The organism is Sphingobacterium phlebotomi, from assembly GCF_008180195.1.
Taxonomy (GTDB): Bacteria; Bacteroidota; Bacteroidia; order Sphingobacteriales; family Sphingobacteriaceae; genus Sphingobacterium; species Sphingobacterium phlebotomi.
Map to the genome: position 1 here is coordinate 252,602 of NZ_VTAV01000003.1, position 24,951 is coordinate 277,552.

The window sequence follows — 24,951 nt, forward strand, 5'->3', positions numbered from 1 at the left end:
CAAATTGGAACAAATGAATACAAAGCACAAACAGGTTGTCAAGGTGGAAAATGAAGCGTTCTTTACCGTGGTAAAGCAACGACTTGATGTAGGTGACCAAGTGTGGATCCCAGTGGTGGGGAATAGCATGGAACCTTTCCTGCGGGAGAAAGACGACGTGCTTTTAAGGACGGCAAGGGAAACGGATGTTGCTATCGGAGATATTGCTTTGGCAAGATGGGGGCAGCGCTACGTGCTGCATCGCGTGGTGCGGAAAAAAGCGGACGAGCTGTGGCTTGCGGGCGATAACAACCTGGTACAGATAGAAAAGATTGCCGCGGCTGATTTGATTGCTGTGCTGCTCGAAGCACGTCGCGTAGGACAAATGTTATCTGTTTCCCGTACATTTAACAAAAGTCTGGGTATATTGTGGTATTATCTGCGCTTACCGAGACGCGTTGTGGTAGCGATTAAACGTAGGAGTAATACATTTTTTCGGCGTTAAAAAAATTGGAGCATAAATTAACGTATCAAATAAAATGGGCATGGGCTTTTTCAAAGCCTTATCGGGGGGCGCTGCTGCTTTATTTTTTGGCAGAGATGATTGCCTTAGGATTATCCTTGCTATTTATTTACTATTCGAAACATGCTATTGATTACGCTATTGCGGGCGACACGGCCCTGATGAAGCGGTCGTTGTGGTTGGCCATATGGAGCGTCGTAGGTGGTCAAGGAGCGAGCCTATATGCTTCTTGGGTGAACGACCGCATGCGTTCCCGGATGTTGGTACGTTTACAGCAAGATGTGGTAGATGCACAAATGCGGGCTACATGGGCATTGGTGAAAAATTGGCATACCGGAGATATTATGATACGTGTCAATACGGACTGCCAGGAGGTGGTACAGATGATCGGTACAACCGCGGTGGATGCTATTGTCACCATTTTCCGGCTGCTCTCTGCTTTCGGTTTCTTGTGGATTATGGATCCGATGTTGGCTGTAGTGATACTGTGTATCTCCCCGTTGGTCGTGTTCTCCAAGTTGTATTTTAAACGACTGAAAAAGATGAACCAGGACCTGAAACGTGCAGAAAGTAGTCTGGGTAATGTGGTTCAGGAAAATATGCGTTTTCGGTTGGTGATTCGAGCCTTAGGATTGCAACGGATCCGTTGGGAAAAGGTAACCGGAAGTCAGTCGGCTATCTATGCGATGAAAATGCGTGTGTTGAATTTTTCAACCGTTTCGAAAGGTATTTTGCGTTTTACCGTCAATGCCGGTTTTTTACTTACGTTCATCTGGGGTATTTTTCGATTGCATGCCGGAGAGATTACATTTGGTACCATGTCGGCTTTTTTACAATTGGTGGGACGTATCCAGGGGCCTGTTTTGACTTTAATGGGATTTGTCCCGACGTTTATTCGATTCCGCACGGCACTGGAGCGGGTGGATGAAATGCTGCAAGCTGAAAAAGAGGAAGAAGTACAAGCGGAATATCTACCCAACATACAGCAGGTACGCTTACGGGATGTGGGTTTCCGCTACGAGGATAAGGAAGTTTTCCATCGGTTTGATGCGGATTTTGTACGCGGAAAACCAACGGCTGTAGTAGGCGCCAGCGGGAAAGGCAAAACAACCCTGATTCGATTACTGCTCAGCCTGCTCAAACCCAACAGCGGCATCTTGCAGCTCCATGCGGAGGGACGCGAAATACCATTGAACAGTAAACATCGTGCCAATTTTGCTTATGTGCCGCAAGGCGACAAGCTTTTTAGCGGAACGATTCGCGAAAATCTACAGATCAATAACCAGCCCGTATCGGAAGAACGTATTCGGGAGGTATTGGTAACGGCTTGTGCTACGTTTGTGTACGATTTGCCTGCGGGACTAGATACGTTGGTCGGAGAATCGGGTTATGGGCTTTCTGAAGGACAGGCGCAACGGATAGCGGTGGCGAGAGCGCTCTTGCAGGATTGCGCTGTTTGGCTGTTTGATGAAGTGACGTCCGCTCTTGATCCATCAACAGGTGTCGAGCTAACCGAACGCTTGCTGGAAGCTGGAAAAGATAAGATACTGGTATTCGTGACCCACGACCCCGTGCTAACGGAACGGTGTAGCCAGGTGGTATATATTTCGTAGTTAATCACGAATGCCGGGGGATTTCTTTTTAAATTCTGAGGGACTCATCTCAAACTGTTTTTTGAAACATACACTAAAGTATTTTGCGTTGTTGAAGCCTGTCTGATAGGCGATCTCCGCTACGGTCAGATCAGACTGTTCTAATAGATAGGCGCCTCTTTTCAGTCTGATATTCAAAATAAATTCTTTGATAGACATACCTACAATATCGTTTATTTTTTGGTATAAAATGGTTCTGCCGACATTCATGTCCGAGACAAAATCATCTACAGAATAAAGTGGATTGGCGATGTTCAGCTCGATAAATTTCATTGCCCTCACTAACAGTTCTTCGTCCATAGACGTAATGGTCACCTTGGCTGGATCAACGACCAGCCGTTTGCTATATATCTCCCGTAATTCTTGTTGGTTTTTTAGGATCACTTCGGTTTGTTGCAAGAGATAGTCGACATCAAAGGGCTTGTCAATAAAAACAGTAGCACCATATTCAAGTGCCTTAATTTTATTTTGGTTTTCTTCGCCCAGACCAGATATCATGACAATAGGAATATGGCTGGTTTTAAAATTTTGCCGTAAGCGACGGCACACCTCAAAACCGTTGGTGTTGGGCATCACGAGGTCGGTAACGATCAACTGTGGACAGATTTTTTCAGCTTTGATAATCCCTTCCGTTCCGTCGCTAGCGGTATAAACATTGTACTTTTGCGAAAGCCGCTGTTCGAGGTAGGTGCGCATAGCGGGATCATCTTCTATGAGCAGCAGACTATTGGCTTTCCGAGCATTCTTGATGGCGCTGTCGGTATCTGTAGCATCCAGCATCACGTCGTCAATTTCCGAAAGGGTATAATCATAAACGTTCCATCGCATGCTACCGGTGGTAGCTTCCTTTTTCAACGGTAGAATAATCGTAAAGGAGATTTTGTCGGTTTTATTGATCATCCAGATATGTCCTTTGACTACATCAACCAATTCCTTGACAATAGCAAGTCCTAACCCTGAACTCTCTTCGAAGGTCGGTCGATGGGAAGATAGGCGGTTAAAAGAAGTAAAAAGGGTAGCGATTTGTTGTTCAGAAAAGCCGTCCCCGCTGTTGAGTACTTCGATAGAAATATATTCCAGTTCCCCTTCGTCCCCTTCTTGAGATAACTTTGCCTTTTCTTCTTCCGTAGAGCTGTATATACGCACGCCGACATATCCCTTATTCGGCGTATATTTTAAGGCATTGGAAAATAAATTGGTTAAAATTTTCTCAACGATATCGTAGTCGAATGCAACATAAACTTGGTCCTTATATGCTGAAATATTCGTTTCTATTTCTTTCTTGTTTGCGTATAATTCAAATAAACTAAACACGTCGCGTACAAAATTGATGAAATCCCCGACCTGGGGATGCAACGTGATTTTCTGACTTTCTATTTCTCTGAAACGGAGCAACTGGCTTATCATGCGCTGGATGCGCGACACATTTTTTTCAATGAGCTGCATATAGCCGGCAACATGGTCGTGTTTTTCCAGTGTTTCTTTGAGTTGCTTAAGCGGTTCCTGCACGAGGGTGAGTGGGGTTTTCAGATCATGCGAAATATTCGTAAAAAAATCTGTGCGGGCTTGATTCAATTCCAGCATATTCTGTTCTTTTAAAGCTTCTAATGCCAAACGTTCCTTAAACATCTTTTTGTTGGTATAGTACCGAATGATGAAAAACAATAGCGAAATCGCAAGGAGACTATAGAAACAATACGCCCACCAGGAAAGAAAGAAAGGAGGATCGATGTGAAGATAGAGCCGTGCGATATCGTCGCCCCAAAGCCCGTCGTTATTGGACGCTTTTATTTCAAACGTATAGTCACCGCTGGAAAGATTGAAGAACTGTACGGACTTATTTGCTGTATTGATTACCGTCCAGTTATCGCTGATTCCCCGCATGCGATACGCAAACTGATTCTTGTCTGCAGCTAAATAGCTGTTGGCCGAAAACCGAATTTCTATGTTGGACTCGTTGCTGGAAAGCCGTATTCGTTCTTCCCGCCTGTTCGATAGGCTGGAGATGTCTTTTGATAGTGGGGAAGAAACAGAACGAGCGGTTACTTCGGTATTGTTTACCAGAAAGCTGGTAAAGAACACGCGAGGTTTCTGTGGGTTTTTCTCCGCGTATGTGGGGTCGAATAGCAAAAAGCCGTTGGTTCCGCCAAAGAACAATTCTCCTTTTGCTGTTTTGTACGCTGCACGTATATAAAAAGATCCGCAGCTGTTTTCTCGATAAAAGCGCGCCTTCTCGAACTTCGCGGATGTAGGATCGTAACTGTAAATGCCATCGCTCGTGCTCAGCCAAATTCTTTTTGAACTGTCGTCTTCCAATATACCAAACACCATTTTGGGCGAAAACCCATTGTTGCTGCTGAAATTGAGATAAGTACCATCTTTCTTTAACACATTTACACCACTGCCTAACGTGCCCAACCACAGGTCGCCGCTGGAAGCGTTGAGGTGACAGGATAAATTGTTGGTGGAGTAAGGAGCGCCCTGAATAAGATAGTGTTTCAAGACCTTAAGCGTATTTCGGTCAACAACATACAATCCTTGTTGTGTAACCAACCGGAGGTTCTGTTGGTTATCTAAATACAAGGTGGCGATATCGAGATTCAGCTTCTCATCATTCGCACCAATGATGTTCACAATTTCTGTATCCGCGTTTTTTTTCCTCTTATATAAAAAAGGTTGATTGGGATCGGTCATCCACCAGGTTCCTTCCTGATCCTGTACAAAATCGTATATCGTAAGTGGTTGCTGGGTGCCGGGGAAAAAGAAATGAAGATCGTTGAAAGTACGACGAGCAGGGTCGTAAGAGGTAAGTCCACCGTTGAATGCGGAAATCAAAAGATGCTGATTTTCGGGGTCAAAATGCAAACGTTTTATCATGTTGGAATTAGGCGACTCTGTGGATGATTTTATAAAATGATGGAAGCTGTCGCTCTTCCGGTCCCAGTAGTTGAGTCCACCGCCTTCCGTTCCGATCCACATATTACCCCATTGATCCTCTTGGAAACTGCTGACAATGGGATGATTGAGTCCTCCTGGACTGGGGTTAAAGTAGCGTACATGCGCGTCGTATAGCGAGCAGTAGGCGATCTTCCCACCGTAAGTCCCTATCCATGCGCCTTGATTAGGATCGGCATAAATGGTCCAAATGGAATTATTCGGTAATGAAAAAGGATCATTTAGATTCAGCCGTAGAAAGCCGCGCTCGTCTTTGATTGGATCATATAAGAACAATCCGTCTTGGGTAGCGACCCATATGACGCCGGTTTGATCGAGATATATACCTTTCGCTAATGCCGACTGGTTGTCGGCAAAGGAAACGTGGATATGACGTTGTATCGTCCCGTTTGTGTCGGTAACAAATATACCCCCCCGTTGGGTGAGCAGGTAATAGAAACCCTGATATTCCAGTACATCAACAATGGTTTGGGAAGGTTTCTCCAACTCAATAAACGGTTCCAATTGCTGCTTTTTCTGGTGCAGTTTATACAGTGTGCTTTCTTGCGAAATATACAGGTCGCCGTTTAAACTTAAGATCTTGCTGAAAGATTTATTTTTAGGCAACCGAAATCCGTTTGATGTATTGTTTTTTGTGTCGTACCACAAGAGGCTATCTTTGGATAACATATAGAGTTTTTCATCATTATGTCGACAAGCTGATCGTATACTTCGTGGTACGGCAATGTCAAATTTAAATTGCTCATAATCAAAACGTAGCAAAGCATGATTCGTAAAGAGAAATAGCTCTCCCTCCCGGCTGGCGATTAACGAGCCATATCCCCACCTAACCGAAGGGTTGAGGACGGAAACGAGTTCATTTAATTGGTGAAAGCTGTTCCCATCATACATAAAGATAGCGTCGGTACCGGTATACCAGATTCGACCTAAGCTATCTTTCGCAATACTCTGTATGCCGCCATAGTAGGAAGTTTCGGGCATCACGTGAAACCGGTAACGCGACGTATCCATGGCAAAAACGCCCTGCAAAAAGAAAATAAAAAAACAAAATAGTAGACTGTATTTTCTCATTTATGATGCATTCCCTTCTTGGTTGCAGACCAATGTACTACAAAAATTTGTTATATTCTTTTCTTTAATCGAGTCAAGGCTTCCAGATAATAGTAGTCTGCATAAGTAAGTGGTACATTTACTTCCGATTGAAGTGGGTATGCGCCTACACTATGTTTTAAAATAAAGCAACCGTTTTCGCCAAGACTTGCCGTGTAGTTTGGAGAGGCCAATGTTTTGATCTGGACTTCGGCAACTTGTCTATATGGCGAAGTGTGATCTTTATCCGTGTAATCGCTTAGCTCGACCAAAGCCGAAGCCATGATGGCAGCAGCTGATACATCACGGTAGGTGTTGGGGATATCTGGACTGTCATAATCCCAATAGGGGATATAATCTTCAGGCATATTCCGATGGTTAATCAAATAATCCGCGATATGCCGAGCCTGTTGTAGATAACGCTCATTTTTTGTCTCTCGATAGAGATAGGTATAGCCATATAATCCCCAAGCTTGCCCTCTGCTCCACGACGATTCGTCTGATAATCCTTGGTGTGTTTGTTTCAAATGCGGTGTGCCGCTAATGGTATCATACGAAACGACATGAAAGGAACTGTAATCCGGTCTAAAATGATGCTCCATGGTTTTGTCGGCATGTGATAGGGCAATCTCCCTAAAGGTCGTATCGCCTGAATGCGTTGCCGCCCAGAGCAGCAGCTCTAAATTCATAATGTTATCAATGATAACCGGGTACTGCCAGTGCTCGGTATTGTGATCCCAGGACCGGATCAGTCCTACTTGCGGACGATAACGGGTACTTAACGATTTAGCGGCAGTAAGCATCACTTCTTCATAATCTTTATTGCCTGTCAACCGGTAGCCGTTGCCGAAACTACAGTAAATCATAAAGCCAACATCATGATTATCTGTCGTGTATTTCTCCCGCTCGACACGATCTGTGTACAACTTTGCATAAGTTAATAGCTCGGGGTTTTGACTATTTTCATAGATGTACCATAGGGAGCCTGGAAAAAAACCGCTACACCACCAGCGGGAATCGGAAGAAACATCTTGACCATTTTCATATGTTCGGGGAAACCTTCCATCTTGATCTTTGTATTTTTCGGCCATCAACATGGATTGTTTTTCGGCAAAAATAAAGGCACTATCGATTATTGCTTTTAAGGCTTGGTCTTCATCCTTTTCCGGACGTTCGGTACAGGCGAACAGTCCGGAAAGGATAATAAAGTAACTAAAGAGTTTGTTGTACATACTTATGGTATTCTTTAAGATGTTTTATTGTACTTGAACGTTCAGAAGTTTTACCCATCCCTCATCCGTCACCTCATCGTTGACGGCAAGTTTTATGCTGGGCTGGTTTTCTTTTGTGGTATCAACAATAGCGATGGCCCAAGTATACGTTCCTTGAGGTAAGTCTATGACGGGTTTAAAGTCGTACGAAGTAGGCTTATCTTTCAACCATGTGGAAGGTTCGGCATCGTTATCTATATACATTTTTTTTACCGCTCCATCGATATCCAACAGGGCAAAAGCTACTTTATATTTATAGTTCCATTGCGGGATATTATTGGGAAAGTATCCCCATCCCATGTTGCGCCAGCGGTGATTAATATTTGCTTCTGCACCCCTGACCACGGTTTCCGGTAGATATACGCGATCGGGATACAGACGATATCCGCCTTCGGATACAAAACGCTGTACCAGGTTGAAAGATTTTTCAAACCACGAATCGGTATCTCCCGAGCGAAAATCCATCATATTGACGCAGGCCTCTGCCGAATCTTCAAATTCGCCCTGCCGCACATCTTCGGGATGACCTTCGCGGTATCGACCACTTGGATCTGTCCAATAACGGTGTGTGCCTGAGGTAATCCATCCGCCCTCCATCAGTATCGGACGTTTGAAGTTCCATGATTTTGCAAATTGCTTTTCCCAACTTTGATAATATTCCGTCATACCAAATGCATCTTGCCGAAGGCTATACCCTTTGTTGATCATCTTGACCAATAGTCTATCACTGTTTGGATTCGGAGAGCCCCAACTTTCCGGATGACCGACCAGACGATGATAGTTGATGACCAAAGGTATTTTAGTAAAGGTTCTTGTGTATAGATCGGAAACCCAATCAATCAGTTCTTCCTTGAGGGCTTCTGTATTAGCACCGGTAGATGTGTTGGGATCCTCGTAGATGACATTATGCGCTTCGCCCCATTTTCCAAAACCATATGCATCGATAAACGACACATGGTCCGGATCATTGAAATCTTCGGCAAGGGCTTCAATAAATTTGGCATAATACTGCCTAAATATAGGATCTTGAGGCAATGGCGTTATGCGAGTAGGAAAGGAAGGATTCTCCAGATAGGATGCTGCCCCGGCATCAAATACAAACTGAGGTGTATTCATCCCTTGATCGCGACCGTCGACCACGATGCGAAAAGCAATCGGCACACCCCGTTCTTTAGCGCCATTGATCAATCGGGCAATCTGTGTGCTTGGATCCCGCCAAGCGTAAACGCCATCGGCGGGATTGAGCGAGGACCAGCTTGTTCTGAGGTAACAGGCCGAAGCATAATCGATTGCTTTTACCCGTTTCCCTAAATCGGGGACGTAATATTCCTGGTCCCAATAGGTGGGTTCTGCGGTTCGCCCGGCATACATGACCCAGCCATTTAATGGATTGCGTAACACAGTGCTCCTGTTGTATTTTGTAGTAACCAGTGTTCCGCTAATACGATCGCCTTCGGCCAAATCATTTGAAGTGCAAGCAAATGATTGTAGACTTGTAAGTGCGATTAATGACAACTTCATGATTGTCTTATAATTCGATGTTCTCATATTTTTTAATAAAAAATTTCTGTATCTATGGATATAAATATCATTTCTGACTAGCTACTAGGGTCTTGTTTCGGATGTCCAAAACAATAAAATTGGTGCCGGAGGGAAGGCGGAAATACGCATTCCGTTCATTGGCGCTGTAACCGCTGAACACATTATATGTCGTTCCGTGGGTCACCGGTGTATCAGCGCCGGTGTTGTTGCCGGTATACACGTATGATTGGTTCGTTGGATGAATACCAAATTTTGTTCGACCGTTCATTGCCGGACCGGTGTACACAAATACTTGTGGATCTGCTGTACTCTGTGTCCAGTTACCGTCTCTCCACGACCATCCAGTAGGTTCTCCATATTCCCACAAGTCATTGACGATGGTAGTCTGCATCGCGCCGTCTAGCGTCCATTGTACGACAGCTGGCTGCAAGGCCTTGGCCGGAGAGTAGATAGCGGCTGTCGCTTTTTGCATATCGATGACAACACGATATTCTCCAGCATTTTCTATTTTCCAGGAAACGGGATTTTCACGGACAACGACATTTATCGTTTCCCCATCTTTTAGTGTTCCGTCGTTATCGGTGGGGCTGAGATAGTTAGTCTCCCCTTTGTATTCGATCGGTATGATTAATTCGCCTGGTTCCAGATGGAGAACCTGTGCGTAAATGTTATCATTTTCTACGGTTGTGCCCAATTCCATTTTTGATTCCTGCACGGCAGAACCATCTAGAAATACTTTATCGGCGTCAAAAACGATGGTTCGGATCGGTTGTACGCGCACGGTGACTGTTTTGACTTCGGGTGCTTCAAATGTCGGGCCTCCTTCCCACTGTGCGGTCACTCGGAATTCCAGTGTGAAGGGGATGTTTACAGGTAGTTTCCATTTTTCATTCGCCCAATTCTGGATCTGTTCAGAGGTAAAACTCCGGCTAAATATACCGTCATCTTCATAGTTCATAATCGTGGTGGACGACCCAAAGTTGTTGCCAACGACATCCAGCTTTGAAGTGTACAAGATAATATGATCGTTCAATATTGGTCTTGCGGGTTTCCACGTGAACGCAATAATGTCATCTGTTAAATGATCTGCATCCAGCGCAATTTCCGTGGATGAAGATTGCAACGTCATTGTTCCTGGTACGTTATCGATATCGACAATTTCATAGTTACAGGCAGTCACCCCGCAAACAATGATCGAAAAGGTTAAAATTCTATATAGATAAGCTATCTTTTTCATAAAATATAATTTTTAAACACACTCATTATTGACCGCTTTGTCCTATCTGTAACCTGGATTCTGTGGGAACTCCGCATCACGATTGGCATCACGTATGCTCTGCGGTATTGGCCATAGTGCATGATCGGCCTTTACTCTATCGCGTATCGTACTGTTGTACATGCTAACTCTTTCCACATACTTATTCGTGCGTACCAGCGTAAAGCGACGGCTTTCTTCACCTACCAATTCCCTGATCCGTTCATCAAGAAGGAAATCCATATCCATGTTACTGGCATTGACGGGTGAGGCATTCGCTCTTCGCCGTACTTCGTTGATCGCATTTGCCGCTCGATCGCGAAATGCATCACCTTGCCCCAAATAAGCTTCTGCCAGCAAAAGATAGGTCTCGGCTAAGCGAAATTTCATACGGTCTCTGTAACTGCCGGTGAGCCCCAGATTCTCGGCACGTCCGTAAAAAAATTTGGTCAATGCCGGGAATAAAGTTTTGGTCGTGAACCAAGTCTGCTCTGTGATATTCGCTTTGCTGCCATGCAGCGGACTGTTAGGATTATTATAATACCAATTACGTTTGATGTTGTAGTTGGAATTTCGCATATCGGCCGCATTAAATATTCCGGGTTCATTTCCGCTTGCATTGGTGCCAGTGGTACCCATCCACCACTTCATTGGTACAATCTGTGCCAAACCGCGACCTCCGAGTGTGTCTGCCAGCGTAAAACCGGTGATATCAAAGTATTTTGGGTTCCACGCTCGACGTGTCCAATCGTCTGAATTCGTTCCTCCGCCGATGGCATTGAATTCAAACTGCAGTACCCAGATGCTTTCCCGGTTGCCTGCCTTTCTATTTTGATTGTTTTCTTTGAACAGATCACTAAAGACATCTCCCGGCTGATTCGCACTAACGCCGAACCGATTTTCCATGAGATTAAAATAACCGCTGTTAATGACGGCCAACGCCGCTTCTTGTGCCAGCACATATTCCTCTTGCAGTAAGTACATTTCACTTAATAAATGATAGGCGGCCCATTTGGTCAGCTTACCGTCCTGTACCTGATCTGGATTTTCCGGCAAGTTCTCGGCGGCAAATGTCAGATCGTCAATGATGTGCTGCAGCACTTCAGCCTTCGGTGTCCGGGTGAAATTGAGCTGAAAATCATATTGGATGCTTTCGACATAAGGTACGTCGCCATATAGGTAGACCAAGGTACGGTATGCATACGCCCGAAAAAATTTAGCTTCTGCTTGGAAATGTACTTTATCTGTCGGTCTATCCCAATTTTCATTAATCTCCGAAAACATCAAAATTTCATTGGCGGAAGCTATCAAGCTGTAAGACCAGTCCCAATAAGAACGTACAAATTGTTCTTCCGCGGTTAATGTCAGGTTGGCAAATGCGGTCAGCGACGCATCACTGTTGATTACATCTACGATATCCGTTGCGGCCTGTAGAGCTTCATATGGTGTCGCATTTCCGTGCATAAAAGCGCCTCCTTCTCCCCACGTATTATACTCAGAGCGGGAGAGGGAGTATAGTCCAGCACTACCTACTTCAAATCCGTACGTGCTGGTAAATGTATTTGTGGGGGCCAACTCTGATTTAAGATCTTCTGTGAGAAAGTCTTTGCATCCAGTTACGACGTTTATGATAAGTACCGCAACGCAACTCATCATGATTTTATTTATTTTCATCTGTTTCGTTTTTAGGTATTAAAAAGTTAAGTTTAAACCGAACATATAAGAACGTGCTGTAGGATAGGATGCCATCCAGCCGTTATCGTAATTCAATACCTGCCTGGCGTTTGAAAACGTATGTAGGTTATTGACGCTCAAGTTTACATCTATTGCGCTTAGCCGGACTTTATTGGCGATGGCTGATCCGACTCGGTAGCCGAGTGTTACATTTTTCAACTGAACGTAGTGCTGCTTTCTGTAATATCCATGTCCAAGGCTATTGAGATAACCGGGAGAGACAATGTCTGCATCTGGATTTTCAGGTGTCCAATAGTTTGCTCCACGTACATAGTTCGTGATGCCATAAGTCCATGAACCCATATTAGCCAAATTGTCTTCGCGCCAGACACCAAATACACCGTTGACCAAGAAAGAGAAATAAAGATTGCCAAAGGACATTCTATTGCCTACGGAAGCTAGAAAGCTAGGCATTTTGGAACCGATGATTTTACGATCCTCCGCATCAATGTACCCATTCCCGTCCACATCTTCTATCTTGGCGTCGCCGGGAACAGCTCCTCTTTGTATGTCTTCTAAATTACCATCGGCATCCGTGTACTTGAACGTATCTCCTTGTTGCCAAATACCAACGACATTATAATCGTAAAATACACGTAGTGGTTTTCCAATAAACCATTGATTGTTGATATCGTCCATCTGGTCTCCACGCAACTCGACGATTTTATCTCGGTTTAGCGAAAAGTTGACGTTTGAGCTCCATTCAAATTTGGAGTTACGGATGTTAACAGCATTTAATGCTACTTCAATACCGGTGTTACGCGTCTGCCCTATATTATCCCAGATCCGTCCAAAACCATTCATAATAGGAACGGTACGGATCATCAGCAGATCATGTGTGTTGGATCTGTACATTTCGATGGTTCCGCCTAAGCGATTATTGAAAAACTGAAAGTCAATACCGAGGTTGGTTGTACGGGTCGTCTCCCACTTAAGATTTGGGTTCCCTACGCCATCACTGGGCAGATAAGCGGTATTCACAGGTAGGCCGCCGTCTCCCCAGATATATTTAACACTGGAATACAACCGGTCCAATGTACGATATGGCGTAATGGCTTGGTTCCCGTTCGCGCCGTAAGAAAGGCGCAGTTTCAACATGTCCATCCAATCTGCATTATCTTTGATAAAGCTTTCTTCTGCTACGTTCCACGCTAGGGCTACTGACGGGAAAAAAGCATATTTATTGTTTAGTCCAAATACGGATGCGCCATCTGTACGTCCGGTAATTGTTGCCAGATATCGGCCCTTGTAGCCGTAATTTAGACGGAACATATAGGATACCAAGGCGGTTTCGGTCAATCCCGAAGATATGGTCTGGTTACGCTCGGCGGCTTCCATCATATAATAACTGGTGTTGTCCGTTACAAAGCCTTGCCCGTTCAACCCTGATGAAATATTTTTGGTTTCTTGTATACTAAATAAACCGGTCGCATCAAATCGGTGATGACCAACCTCCCGTTCATAACGCAAGATATTTTCCCAGGTATAGTCCGTATTGTGCGCATTGCTGATGCTGGCATTGCCGCCAACCAATCCGGCTTGTTCTCGACCAATGAAGGTATCCCTGCCGTAATAAGTTCCTGTGAAGTTGGATCGGTAATTATACCCAAGATTGGATCGGAACGATAAGCCTTCTATCGGAAGTTGTATGTTTGCATATCCATTGATAAAGAAATTGCGGTTGGTCCTGTTCTGATCAGCATTGACATTTAGCATAGGATTGGTAATGAGTGAATATTCCATAGGCTCGGTGATGTACCTGCCTGTTTCATCTAAATATTTACCATAGGGACTTTGCTTGATAGCGTGCTCGATATTTGGCGTAACACCACCGTCTTCCCGTTGTACATACTGGGTACCGATACCTGTAGTAAGCCAGTCGTTGAACACTTGATCAATGTTTGCGGAGATATTGTGTCGGTGCAATCGGGCGTTATAAACAACACCGTCTTGTTTCATGGACGAAGCCGCCACCATATATTTTGTGCTGCTTGTTCCTCCTGAAAAATTTAACTGGTGATCCATGGTGATCCCCTTACGAAAGATATAGTCTTGCCAGTTGTGTGTGATTCCATTGATGTAGTTTTCACGTTCGCTTTGGCTGATGATACCGCCAGCAACGGGATCCAGTTGATCGCCGGAAAGACCTTCCTTTAAGCGTCCTATATCTTGTTGTAGACGGATGTATTCATTTGGCCCCATGACCTGGATATATTGCATGGGTTCAGCTACACCAATCTGACCTCTATAACCGACTTGCGGTTTACCTGCTACGCCCCTTTTTGTTTGCACCAAAATGACACCGTTGGACCCGCGGGAACCATAAATAGCTACTGCCGAAGCATCTTTTAGTACCGTAAGATTCTCAATAGTATTAGGATCCAAGTCAACCAATGAGCCGCTATACGGTATGCCATCTAAGACAATCAAAGGGTGATTGCTTGCTGATAATGAATTCTCACCACGGATTAATAACGTTTGGCTGGCACCGGGAGCCGCATTTGAAGCCGTAATATTTAGGCCTGCGACTTGTCCAACGAGACGATCCATTAAGTTGGTTGTTGACACCATAGACAATTCCTTTTGTCCTACCACCGACAGACCTCCGGTCAAATCCCGCTTACGTGTAGTACCATATCCGACCACCACCACTTCGTCTAGTACGGCTTCGCCAGTCATGGTTATGTTCATGATGCCCGAGGTATGCACAGGCACCTCTTGGTTACTATAGCCTACGTAGGAGAAGATTAATATAGACGATGGGATAGCTTGTAGGGTGTAATTACCTTCTTCATCAGTGCTTGTGTTGGTCTCGCGATCCTTCACTTGAACGGTGACGCCGATTAGCGAATTTCCATCGGCATCACTTACTTTTCCTGTAATTTTAATTAAATTTTGCTGTGCATGCATAGCCGTTGTCCACAGGACAGCGAAAAAGAGTAGCATGCAGGTTTTTATTTTTATGTTAGTTTCCTTAATCATATAAATTTAGTTTGGTTAACGCTAAAAAAATATTTTCATCTTTTGGCTTCGTTGTTAAATGAAACCAGATTTTTTTAATAGATATTTGTGTATCTCTACATATAGGCATAGGGTTTAATTGTTTACTTTTTCGTTTATATCGGTTAACCAAGTCGGTTATAACGCCTTGGCATGACACAAAAGTAGCTGATGAGAAATCGCCTCATGGTATTGGTTTGTTCAGAAATGGTTTAATTTTGTACAGAAAGCGGGGTTATCACGTATATTTTAGAGAGATATGATAGAAGTAATCGCATTTAACCGGGAACGGTTAAGAGGTATGCACGGAGAACGCTTTAAATAAAAAAAGGTTATTTTACGGCTGAGCAGCACTATAAAATAACCTTCGCACATCTTGGTGTGTTCAGCGTTTACGATGATATCCCAAACGCCTCCTTAATGACATCCACATAATCCAGTTTCTCCCAAGTGAACAATTCCACTTCTATCGTTTTCTTCTCGCCATTGGAGCTTTCAAATGTTTTAGTTATGGTTTTGGGTGTTCTTCCCATATGTCCATAAGCAGCTGTTTCCGAATAAATAGGTTTGCGGAGTCCTAGGCGGGTTTCGATACCATAGGGTGTCATATCGAATATTTCGCCTATTTTTTCGGCAATTTTGCTATCATTGAAATGAACGTTGCTTTTGCCGTAGGTGTTCACGTAGATTCCCATCGGGTCTTTTACGCCGATCGCATACGATATCTGTACCAATATTTCATCTGCAACGCCTGCTGCTACGAGGTTCTTAGCGATATGGCGGGTAGCGTATGCCGCCGAGCGGTCTACTTTGGATGGATCTTTTCCGGAGAACGCACCACCGCCATGGGCTCCTTTTCCACCATAGGTGTCTACAATAATCTTACGACCAGTCAAACCGGTGTCGCCATGCGGTCCGCCGATGACAAATTTTCCTGTTGGGTTAACGTGGAATTTGATGTCGTCGGTAAACAACGCCTGCAGTTCCGGTTTTAATTGTGCCTTTACACGTGGGATAAGGATATTTTTGACGTCGTCCGTAATTTTTGCCAACATCGCCGCCTCGGGGGCAAAATCGTCGTGTTGAGTCGAAATCACGATCGTGTCAATGCGCTGCGGTTTATGGTCGTCACTGTATTCAAGCGTAACCTGAGACTTCGCATCTGGACGCAAATAGGTAATCTCTTTATTTTCCCGACGTAATGCTGATAGTTCGTACAATAACCGATGAGCGAGGTCCAATGCCAACGGCATATAGTTTTCGGTTTCGTTGCTGGCGTACCCGAACATGATACCTTGGTCACCAGCACCCTGCTCTTGTTTCGTTTGGCGATCAACTCCCTGATTGATCTCTGCAGATTGCTCATGAATAGCCGACAACACACCACAAGAGTTGGCCTCAAACATATAGGCCGACTTGGTGTATCCTATTTTCTCGATAACCGAGCGGGTGATTTTCTGTACATCTAAATAGATGTTGGATTTTACTTCGCCCGCTAAAACGACTTGTCCGGTTGTTACCAGGGTTTCAATAGCGACCCGGGCATCTTCGTCCCATGCTAAAAAATTATCAATCAACGCATCGGAAATTTGATCCGCTACTTTGTCTGGGTGTCCCTCCGAAACCGATTCGGATGTAAATAAATAAGCCATTATTACAAATTTCTTTTGTGATTGAACGTACGAGAGGAGAGCTGTTTAAATAGAAGTGGAAAAACGACTGAAATTCTGGTTTTAGCACTTTTTTTTACTGTGGTTGCAATCTCCTTCTGGCATATTAGTCAATATGCAGTACGCAAATCAGTCCACATTTTTCGTGGACAAAAGTACGATTCTTTATTTGAATAATACGAATGGAAGCAAATTTTTATAAATTAAAAGAATTGCCTTTGTAGAGACTTAAAGGGGTGAAGGAAATTGTACAAACTCCAATTAACCTTTGATGTCGTATCCGAATATTTGAAGTATGTAGAAATTTGCACATGGCACTGCACATTATTTCAAATATTCGAAGCGACGATTTTTTTGGTTCTTTTTTGAGGGAAAAAAGAACACAAATAACGTTATCTTTATAAACTATTTCGGATGAAGATATGCGTCAACGTAAGCGAATATTGTTTGTTATTAACCCGATTTCCGGGGGAAAAAAGAAGACGGCGTTCAACAAGCAGGTGTTGGAGGTGCTTGATTTGGAGAAATTTGATCCGACATTTAAGATCACCGATCACGCCAACCATGCTTTTGAACTTGGGAGATCCGCGATTGAGGAAGGATACGACGCTGTCGTGGCGGTGGGGGGCGATGGTACCATTAACGAACTGGGTTCTGCGATTTTAGGTACCAACATGCCATTGGGAATCATTCCGGAGGGATCTGGGAATGGCCTAGCGCTCTACCTGGGAATTCCGCTCAACGAATCGGCAGCCATCCGACGGATAAATCGGTTCGAGACGGCAGAAGTCGATACCGGAGTAGTCAACGGACGGCATTTCTTTAACATTGCCGGACTTGGTTTTGACGCCTCGGTAAGTGACCGTTTTGCAACGGATAACAGCAGAGGACCGATCGGCTATTTACGTTCGGCTATCAATGTGTTGGGTGACTTCCAGCCTAGCACGTATACCTTGCTCATAGATGGGAAGGAATACAAGAAAGAAGCCTTTATGATCAGCGTGGCAAATTCCCCTCAATATGGCAACAATGCGTATATCGCACCGCAGGCCTCGATCAATGATGGGCTGCTTGATGTGTGTATAGTAAAAAAATTTCCACTCTATCTCTTTCCAAAAATGGTGTTTCATTTGTTCACCAAGAGTGCCGACCAGTCAGAATATGTGGAAATATTTCCCGGAAAAGAAATTATCATTCTGCGGGACGAAAAAGGTCCGGTGCATGTGGATGGAGAACCCGTGGAGATGGGCAAAAAGCTCGAGATCACGATCAAGCCCAAGTCGCTGAAGATTATTTGTTAATTAAAGAGTATTAACACTAAAAATACATATGTCTAAACAGAAAAAACAACGATTTGAAGGAATTGTCTATTCCACAGCGAATGATTTTGACTATGTGGATGCCGAGGGAATGGAAGCAGAGGAGACCTTACCTATTGCCCGGCAAAAATTAAAGGTACTATTGGACCGCAAGGCACGGAAGGGAAAAGTTGTTACAATTGTACAAGGGTTCGTCGGAACGGAAACTGATTTGAACGATCTGGCAAAAAAGTTAAAACAGAAATGTGGCGTAGGGGGAGCAGCAAAAGACGGTGAAATTTTGATTCAGGGAGATTTCAAACAGAAGATTTTTGATTTGCTCAAAGCCGAGGGATACGCTGTGAAATTGGTTGGTGGATAGTGTTTTACAATGAATAATTCCGTTAAGGTAGGATCGGAAGCTAATTGTTGACCTCGGAAATATGACAATTGCTTGATGATGTTTTCAGCAGAAAATAGCCTTGCTTTTTGTGAGTAAATACTTACTTATTTTTTTTCATTAATGATTTTTTAATTTGCATAAACCAAAAAAAATGGTTTTCATTGTAAAATATTAGCGCGGTATAAACGTTAAATCGTATAGCTAATATCATATTAGGAAGGAAATGGAACCGCTGATGGTTTACTAATATGTAGCGCATTGAAAGATGTATAAATTAATGTCAATAAAATTTTATTTTTAACACAAAATAGTATATTTGTTTTGCTTTATAGCAGAATAAGTGCTTTTGAATTGCACAAATTGAATTAAATATTAAATATTAAACAACAGTAAAATCTAAAAATTAGTAAAAATGGCAAACGCACCAAAAACTACTGCTCCTGCTAAAAAACAAGAAAGCGGAAATTCAGGTAATTTATTTGCGAGTTTAGCAATCATCATTTGTTTTGTGATTGGTATCGTCGTTTATAAATTTGTAATGGGAGACCCTTCAAACTTTATCGACGGTAATCCAGAAAATCAACCTCTTCCAGGTAACTATTTCGGAATGATTTACCATGCGGGTGTCGTAGTACCTGTCCTTTTAGGTCTATTTTTAATGGTATGGGTATTCGCTGTAGAGCGTTTTATCGTGATCGGTAGAGCTTCCGGTACAGGTAATGTGGGTAACTTCGTGAGAAAAGTACAACAATTAATCAACGGCGGTAATATTGATTCTGCTATCGTTGAATGCGACAAACAAAAAGGCTCTGTAGCAAATGTAGTAAAGGCTGGTTTATTGAAATATAAAGATGTCTCTGCGAACACAGGTTTAGATGCTGAAAAATCGGTTGTCGCTATTCAGAAGGAAATTGAAGAAACAACCGCGTTGGAAATGCCGATGTTAGAGAAAAACATGAACGTTTTGGCAACATTGGTATCTATTGGTACGTTGGTTGGTCTATTGGGTACGGTAACTGGTATGATTAGAGCATTCTCGGCCTTGGCAACAGGTGGTGCTCCGGATTCAGCTGCGTTAGCAAACGGTATCTCCGAGGCCTTGATAAACACGGCAACGGGTATCGCGACATCTACTTTTGCTATCGTGTTCTATAACATCTTAACAGCGAAAATAGATAAATTGACTTATTCTATCGATGAGGCTGGTTTCTCTATCGTACAAACGTACGCTGCAAACCACAAGTAAGAAAAAGATGTTTTTTCAAATTCTTTTATGGAATTTGTGAAAAACATGCATCATAGATGTAAACGAATAAGGATTTAACTAAGGAAGTAAAGAAAAATGGGTAAAGCAAAAGTAAAAAGAGCCAGCACCTCCATCGACATGACAGCGATGTGTGACGTATCGTTCTTGCTTCTTACATTCTTCGTATTGACAGCAACAGCCCGCCAGCCCGAAGTATTGGTGGTGGATACGCCACAGTCGACAAGTCCGGAAAAATTGCCAGATGATGGTTTGGGGATTATTTCGGTGGCAGATGGCAAAATATTCTTCGGTATGAAGAATCCAAATGTGCGGGAACTCACGTTAAAGAATATATCGCAGAAATATAGTGTTAATTTTTCTGCAGAGGAATACGAGAAATTTAAGCAGTTGGACGAGTTTGGCGTTCCTGTTCGGAATTTGCGTCAGTTGCTTTCGTTGCCAAATGACCAACGAACAGAGAGTATACAGCCGGGCATCCCAGTAGATAGTACAGAAACAGCCTCAAACGAGTTGTATTCTTGGGTGCAGGAGGCACGTCGGGCAACAATCGAATTTAACCGCTCACGTGAAGGTGAAAAAGGGTTTGTGGATCCGGGGCCGATGAAAGTAGCGATCAAAGCGGATGCCGAAGAGAAATATCCGGCGATCAACTTGATTATTGAGACGCTACGTAACCAGAAGCAAAACAAATTTAGTTTTGTGACAGGTTTGAGACAGGATAACTAAAGGCATAAACGAGAATAAAATGGCAGAATTAAATCAAGATAGTGGTAAAGGTAATAAAGGTGGTAAAGTAAGAGCCAAGAAAGCTGGTGGTAAGGTCGATTTGACCGCCATGGTAGACTTAGCCTTCTTATTGATTACCTTCTTCATGCTGACCACGTCACTAAATACGCCACAAGCGATGGATGTGGCGATGCCGGATAAGAACAAGATGGACCAAAACGATAATTTGGAAATTGCCGATAATCGTTCTATCACACTCTTGCTGGGATCGGACAACAAAATCTCTTGGTATTATGGACAATTGGCGAAGCCGATCTATCCTCCTACGACAATAGATTATGGTAAGGAAGGCGTTCGTCAGATATTGCTCAGAATGCAGAAAGAGGTTCCACAACGCGCAGGTGGTAAAGATTTGATTGTGGTGATCAGACCTAGCGAAAAATCTGTACAACGTAATCTCGTAGATATTTTGGACGAGATGCGGATTGTAGATGTAAAACGCTACATGATTTCAAAAATCAATAGTGACGAAATAGAAGTGTTGAAAAGCGAAGGTCTTTTTAACGATTAATCGTATAATTAAGTAAAATATGTTTGGTTCTAAATTAGATATATTCAAAAAAGAATGGCTTGACGTCGTTTTTGCGAATAGAAATAAAGAGTATGGTGCCTACGACTTGCGGAAGTTCGCTCCAAAGGCAACCAATGTGGCTCTATTTTCGATTGTCTCGATTGTTCTTGTTTTGAGTGCTCCAAAAATGTTTAACATTAAAGTATTTCCGGATAAGCCAGTGGAGGAAGCGCCCGTGATAACGGAAGTGACACTGGAAGATTTGGATATACCGGAGCCTGAAGAAGAGGAAGAAGAACCACTTCCACAAGAGGAAGAACCACCTCAGCGTATCGCACAGGAGCCACCAGCAGAAGATTTGGTGCGTTTCCCGGAGCCGAAGGTGGTGCCTGAAAGTCAGGTAAAAGAGGAAGTGGTCTCGCAAGAGGAAATTAAGAAAGAAAATAAAACACCGGCTCGTATTACCTTAAAAGGTACAAAAGGAGCATCAGGTGTACCTACGGGAGAGTTTGGTCCGAAGAAAGTGGAAGGGCAGATTACAGGTAGTGCTACCGGAGATCCGGATGGTGGTGCAGATAAGATCTTTACAGCGGTAGAAGTGAACCCTGAACCGCATGGTGGTTTGAACGCTTTCCGCGAGTGGGTAGGACGTAACTATAGCTATCCGCAAGGAGCTATTGATGCGGGTGTAAAAGGACAGGTTGTTGTTTCTTTCGTAGTAGAGCGTGACGGTAGCTTGACGGACATTAAGGTGGTAAAAGACTTATCATATGGTACCGGTACAGCAGCTGTGAATGTGTTGAAAAAAGCGAAACCTTGGAAACCGGGTATTCAGAACGGTCGTCCAGTACGTGTAGCATACACATTGCCTATTACATTGAACCTTCAGCAATAAGCATGAGTGGTTTGCGTAACAACACAAGAAAATTTAGTCAGAAATCGCCAACAAAGCGATTTCTGTCTATTTTGGGCCTGGCGATGTTTGCCTTTTATTTTATTTTGGGCGTTCTGATTATCTTTTGGGATAAATTGCCATTGGATATCGACCCCACGTATAAAAATATGTTTGGCATCCTGCTCATTGTTTATTCTTTTTTGCGCTTCGCTCGTTTATGGCAGAATAATTTTTGATGAAACAGATAATTAACATAAGCATTCTAGTCATTGTGCTACTGAGCATGGTCGGATGCTCCCGGTGTTCTCGGACAGAGAAGAAAGATTTTTCCGTGGACGATACCTCGGCGGTAAACAAGACCGGATCAAAGGAGGATATCTTAGTAGGGGTGCTTCATGTCGCTGTGGATGAAACGATTTATCCGCTAATAAAGGAACAGGAAGAGGTTTTTTTATCGGCATATCCGAATGCAAGATTGAACCTTGTAGTGAAGCCGGAGCTATTGGCTATCCGGGAATTGTTGTCTCAGGAGGCTGGTGTGGCGGTATTAGCACGGGAACTAAATGAAACGGAGAATGATTATTTTAAGAATCGCTCCATTAAACCCCGCATATTTCCAGTATGGACAGATGCGATTGTGGCCATCAATAATACTAAACAGGTAGATACGACCGTTACTATTGAGTATTTGGTTGACGCAATGAAAGGAGCAAGTACCGATCGAAAAAAAATTGTTTTTGATAATCTTAATTCCAGTACATTTAGGCACTTGAAAGAACTGGGTAAAGTGGAAAAAGTAGCGTCTAATTTTGTAGAAGCAGAAGATGGTAGCAAAAGGGTGCTGGAAGCGGTAGCGAACGATCCGGAAAAAATTGGGATTTTGGGATATAATGTCTATTTAGATTTGATTTCCTCGTTTCCAAATAAAAATAATATTCGTATCTTGAGCGTGCAGAATACGATAGGCGAGACGGCGGATAATAAATATTATAAGCCTAATCAGTCCACCATTGCTGCAGAGCAATATCCACTGCGCCGTACATTTTACGTCCAGAACTATCAACCTAATTTAGGGTTGGGGATAGGTTTTTCTGCGTTTTTGACTGGTGATCGGGGCCAACGTATCGTATTGAAATCGGGCCTGGTGCCTGCGACCATGCCGGGGCGCGACATCATTATAAGGGATGATATCTCTTTGTGATTAAACATTTATAGCATTAGAGTAGTCAAAATAAAAGATGCGGGTGAAATATAAAAAATCGTGCAATTCATTGAAAATTGCGATATTTCGTATTAAATTCGTGATAGATAATTAAAAAGGAAAAATAGAACACAAATAGATTATGACAAAAAGCAAATTATTTTTAAGTCTATTATTGGCGGGTACAATAGGATCTGTAAGTGCACAAAGCTTAAAAGATGCGAAAGCTGCTATAGATGAGGAGAAATATGATGAAGCAAAAGGTATGCTTCAGAATTTGGTGGAGAAGAAAGCGAGAGATGGTGAGAACTGGTTTTATCTTGGACAGATCCATTTGATCAATGATAAAATTGATTCTGCTGAATACGTGTTTAACCAAGGTGTGACGAATGCCCCTAAAGAGAAATTGAATAATGTAGGGTTGGGTATTGTTGATTTGATGAAGGGTGACAAGGCGGCGGCTGAAACAAAATTATCAACAGCTGTTTCTGATTTAGGTAGAAAGGAATATTTACCGCTGCTTTATATCGGACAAGCTTATATTAAAGCGCCGGAACCTGATTATACAAAAGCAATCGAATATCTAACACAGGCGAAAGAGAAAAACCAGAAAGATCCAGACATATTGATCGCTTTAGGTGACGCATATGCTGGTATGGGTGAAAGTAGTCAGGCATTTGTAAGTTACCGCGATGCAGAGTATCTTGATGAGAGCTTATTGGCTCCCAAAATTGGACAGGCTTTGATTTCGAGAAGAGCGCAGGCTTACGACGTAGTCATCGAATCGTTGACGAAGTTGTCGAGTGAGAATCCGGATTATGCACCACTTTACCGTGAGCTTGCGGAGACGTATTACTTATCTTCGTTGAAATTGACGGACGATGATGACAGTTACCGTGAAATTAACCAGAAGGCGCTGGAATTTTATAAAAAATATCTAAGCTTGACAGGTGATGCTTCGGTGGAGGCAAAAACACGTTATGCCGACTTCTTGGTTTACTCTGGGAACTATGAGGAGTTGAAATCTGTTGCTGAGGAACTCGCTAATATGCCTGGTGTAGATGCTAAGGTTTACCGTTACTTGGGATATATTGCCTATAACCAAGATAAAGATTACGCGAAAGCTGCGGAAAACATGAATATCTTATTCGAAAAAGTGCAACCGGAACGTTTGATTCCGCGTGACTATTTGTATGCTGGTTTAGCAAACTTGAGTGCTGGCGATTCGGCAAAAGGTGAAGAATTGTTGAAGCAAGCCGTAGAGAAGCAAACGGAAGAAGACAATTTGGAAACTGAAATTGCAGAAACTGCATTCGCTAAATATCAGGACGGTGAAGTAGAGGAAGCGGTTAAGATTTTCCGTATACCGGCCGCACAGGATTCATCTGATTATTACTACGATGCCAACTACTTCGTAGGTCTTGGTCAGTACACCAAAGGATCTAGATTGGTGTCTCCAGCAGAAGGTGAAGAAATAACACCGGAGTTGGGTGTACAGAAAATTGCAGAAGCAAAACCGGCACTTGATGAAGCGGTAAAATCATTCGGCATCGTTATCGCAACGGATAAGGAGGATGTAAAAAAGAAATATTTAGTGAACTCGTTGTACTACAAAGGTCTATCCGAACTTGCATTGGATGGGGTGATGTATGATCCTGAAAATGCGAAAGGTCTGTTTGTAGATTCTTTCACCAGATTGCTACAAGAAGCACAAGGTTCAGAAATACCTGAAACGACGTTAAACTCCTATATCGTTGACGCAAATAACTACTTGGGGTACTACTTTTATTTGAAAGGTGAAACGGAAAAAGCGAAGATGCATTTCCAGGAAACTATTAAGTTTAGTCCGGATGATGAGTTTGCGGGACAATTCGTTGATCAACTGTAATTTAGAATCATAACAAATAAGAAAGGGGCTGC

The 24,951-nt window shown here is 43.2% G+C and carries 17 protein-coding genes; 10 read left to right on the forward strand and 7 right to left on the reverse strand.

All coding sequences use genetic code 11. From position 1 onward, the window contains the following. The first annotated feature begins 13 nt into the window (after window positions 1–13). Both FXV77_RS07330 and FXV77_RS07335 read left to right on the forward strand, forming a co-directional pair. Window positions 14–484, forward strand: a complete 471-nt coding sequence (locus FXV77_RS07330) for a S24/S26 family peptidase (RefSeq protein ID WP_148918565.1) — start codon at window positions 14–16, stop codon at window positions 482–484. Window positions 485–489: 5 nt separating this feature from the next. Beyond that, window positions 490–2,115 carry an ABC transporter ATP-binding protein gene (locus FXV77_RS07335; RefSeq protein ID WP_148918566.1) on the forward strand — a complete coding sequence of 542 codons (1,626 nt, stop codon included), beginning with the start codon at window positions 490–492 and terminating at the stop codon, window positions 2,113–2,115. Here the strand turns inward: FXV77_RS07335 and FXV77_RS07340 are convergent, their stop codons facing one another. The 7 genes from FXV77_RS07340 to metK form a co-directional block, all read right to left on the reverse strand. Then, window positions 2,116–6,120, reverse strand: coding sequence for a hybrid sensor histidine kinase/response regulator transcription factor (locus FXV77_RS07340; RefSeq protein WP_222867733.1), 4,005 nt, complete (start codon window positions 6,118–6,120; stop codon window positions 2,116–2,118). 110 nt (window positions 6,121–6,230) lie between these two features. Next, the gene (locus FXV77_RS07345; RefSeq protein ID WP_148918567.1) at window positions 6,231–7,430 is read right to left on the reverse strand and encodes a glycoside hydrolase family 88 protein; all 1,200 of its coding nucleotides are present in this window, start codon (window positions 7,428–7,430) and stop codon (window positions 6,231–6,233) included. Window positions 7,431–7,454: 24 nt separating this feature from the next. Then, entirely contained in the window at window positions 7,455–9,017 is a 1,563-nt protein-coding gene (locus FXV77_RS07350) for a DUF4832 domain-containing protein (RefSeq protein WP_148918568.1), read from the reverse strand. Between the two features lie 40 nt (window positions 9,018–9,057). Further along, the gene (locus FXV77_RS07355) at window positions 9,058–10,248 is read right to left on the reverse strand and encodes a SusE domain-containing protein (protein ID WP_148918569.1); all 1,191 of its coding nucleotides are present in this window, start codon (window positions 10,246–10,248) and stop codon (window positions 9,058–9,060) included. A 42-nt stretch (window positions 10,249–10,290) separates the two neighbouring features. Beyond that, window positions 10,291–11,940: a RagB/SusD family nutrient uptake outer membrane protein gene (locus tag FXV77_RS07360; RefSeq protein ID WP_148918570.1), complete on the reverse strand. Its 1,650-nt coding sequence runs from the start codon at window positions 11,938–11,940 to the stop codon at window positions 10,291–10,293. 18 nt (window positions 11,941–11,958) lie between these two features. Further along, on the reverse strand, window positions 11,959–14,946 hold the full coding sequence (locus FXV77_RS07365; RefSeq protein WP_246162339.1) for a SusC/RagA family TonB-linked outer membrane protein: 2,988 nt from the start codon (window positions 14,944–14,946) through the stop codon (window positions 11,959–11,961). A gap of 446 nt (window positions 14,947–15,392) precedes the next feature. Then, on the reverse strand, window positions 15,393–16,652 hold the full coding sequence (gene metK / locus FXV77_RS07370) for a methionine adenosyltransferase (protein ID WP_148918572.1): 1,260 nt from the start codon (window positions 16,650–16,652) through the stop codon (window positions 15,393–15,395). A 440-nt stretch (window positions 16,653–17,092) separates the two neighbouring features. Here metK and FXV77_RS07375 point away from each other — a divergent pair, with 440 nt between their 5' ends. The 8 genes from FXV77_RS07375 to FXV77_RS07415 all read left to right on the forward strand — a co-directional run bounded on the left by FXV77_RS07375 (window position 17,093) and on the right by FXV77_RS07415 (window position 24,919). Further along, window positions 17,093–17,971: a diacylglycerol/lipid kinase family protein gene (locus FXV77_RS07375; protein WP_148918573.1), complete on the forward strand. Its 879-nt coding sequence runs from the start codon at window positions 17,093–17,095 to the stop codon at window positions 17,969–17,971. Between the two features lie 28 nt (window positions 17,972–17,999). Continuing rightward, complete coding sequence (locus tag FXV77_RS07380; protein ID WP_148918574.1) at window positions 18,000–18,350, forward strand: translation initiation factor; 351 nt, start codon at window positions 18,000–18,002, stop codon at window positions 18,348–18,350. Between the two features lie 433 nt (window positions 18,351–18,783). Continuing rightward, on the forward strand, window positions 18,784–19,617 hold the full coding sequence (locus tag FXV77_RS07385; RefSeq protein ID WP_148918575.1) for a MotA/TolQ/ExbB proton channel family protein: 834 nt from the start codon (window positions 18,784–18,786) through the stop codon (window positions 19,615–19,617). 96 nt (window positions 19,618–19,713) lie between these two features. Further along, window positions 19,714–20,364, forward strand: coding sequence for an ExbD/TolR family protein (locus FXV77_RS07390; RefSeq protein ID WP_148918576.1), 651 nt, complete (start codon window positions 19,714–19,716; stop codon window positions 20,362–20,364). A 19-nt stretch (window positions 20,365–20,383) separates the two neighbouring features. Further along, window positions 20,384–20,935, forward strand: a complete 552-nt coding sequence (locus FXV77_RS07395; RefSeq protein WP_148918577.1) for an ExbD/TolR family protein — start codon at window positions 20,384–20,386, stop codon at window positions 20,933–20,935. 19 nt (window positions 20,936–20,954) lie between these two features. After that, a complete protein-coding gene (locus FXV77_RS07400) occupies window positions 20,955–21,830 on the forward strand; it encodes an energy transducer TonB (RefSeq protein WP_148918578.1) in 876 nt (291 codons plus the stop codon). A gap of 235 nt (window positions 21,831–22,065) precedes the next feature. Next, window positions 22,066–23,031, forward strand: coding sequence for a PstS family phosphate ABC transporter substrate-binding protein (locus tag FXV77_RS07410; RefSeq protein ID WP_148918580.1), 966 nt, complete (start codon window positions 22,066–22,068; stop codon window positions 23,029–23,031). A 142-nt stretch (window positions 23,032–23,173) separates the two neighbouring features. Further along, on the forward strand, window positions 23,174–24,919 hold the full coding sequence (locus FXV77_RS07415; RefSeq protein ID WP_148918581.1) for a tetratricopeptide repeat protein: 1,746 nt from the start codon (window positions 23,174–23,176) through the stop codon (window positions 24,917–24,919). Window positions 24,920–24,951: the final 32 nt, after the last annotated feature.